The organism is Nostoc sp. 106C (assembly GCF_002154725.1).
GTDB lineage: Bacteria > Cyanobacteriota > Cyanobacteriia > Cyanobacteriales > Nostocaceae > Aulosira.
In genome coordinates, this window is sequence record NZ_MTAW01000002.1 from 1 (window position 1) to 1,092 (window position 1,092).

Annotated in this window: 1 protein-coding gene; it reads right to left on the reverse strand. The window is 46.4% G+C overall.

From position 1 onward, the window contains the following. Nucleotides 1-55: 55 nt before the first annotated feature. Nucleotides 56-1,018: an IS5 family transposase gene (locus tag BV375_RS00010; protein WP_086755923.1), complete on the reverse strand. Its 963-nt coding sequence runs from the start codon at nt 1,016-1,018 to the stop codon at nt 56-58. Nucleotides 1,019-1,092 lie beyond the last annotated feature (74 nt).

Consider the following 1,092-nt stretch of genomic DNA (forward strand, 5'->3'; position numbering starts at 1 on the left):
GGCTTTGTTGCATGAAAGAAAAAGAAGACACACAAATCCACAATTGGAATTAAAATTAGTTTTTGACTTTGTAAGAGTCAGGTTTGCCCAATTGAATCATGCGGTTAAGGGCGGCACACTGTAGAAATAGCTCGACAGCTTGATTGTCAAAAAAGCGTCGTCTCAACTTACCACCATTGATGGTTTTGAGGCGAAAGATGGCTGTTTCGGATAATGAACGGCGATGATATCCACTCTCTTGTTTCCATTGCTTACGCCCGACTTGGTTCACCCTTGGCAGATTTTCATCTCTGGGATGGGGCTGGGAATGAGGATGTGGTTGTTGCATTTTGGCGTTGCTACGTGGTGGAATTGCGGCTCTCGCCCCGCGTTGTGAAATGGTGTCGTAACAACCTTTTGTGTCATAGCCACCATCTCCAGATACTTGCTCTATCGGGTGTTCAATCTGCTCCAATAAGTCGGGCAGCACCTCACAATCGGCTAAATCATTAGTAGTGACTACCGCAGCCAAAATTTCTCCACTACCCTCATCAACTCCTAAATGCAACTTGCGCCACGTCCGTCTTTTAGCTACTCCATGTGTGCGGACTTTCCATTCGCCTTCACCATAAACTTTTACCCCAGTTGAATCCACCACAACATGAACAGCTTTCTCCTTTGGTATAACTGGCAGTTTTACTGACAACTTGGTTAAACGACGAGATAGGGTAGAGTGATCCGGGACTGCTAGCTCAATTCCCATGAGCATGAACAGCGATTCCAAAAATCCCTCTGCTTGCCGCCCAGGTAAATGAAATACCGATTGAATTGTCCCCATTGTAGCGTTCCCGCTTCGGGTTGCCGCAGGCATCGCCGTATCTGAATAATAATTAGATGCTCCCTTTCTCCCTGTTTTCTGTTGGTTGCGCCACTGCTCGATGACTTCTTCGTTTACCCACAAAGTTATACTGCCTCGTTGCTTGAGTGCCGCATCATAAGCGTTGCAATTTTTAACTTTGTACTGGGCTTTCGTCTTCATATGCAGGACTAGGCGGCGAGCGAACATCGGCGATAGGTAAAATTTACCATTTTGCCTATTCACGCAACAACGCC

Bases quoted from the DNA above. Each gene is read 5' to 3' on its own strand.
- BV375_RS00010 (WP_086755923.1), bottom strand. From the start codon at position 1,018: ATGAAGACGAAAGCCCAGTACAAAGTTAAAAATTGCAACGCTTATGAT.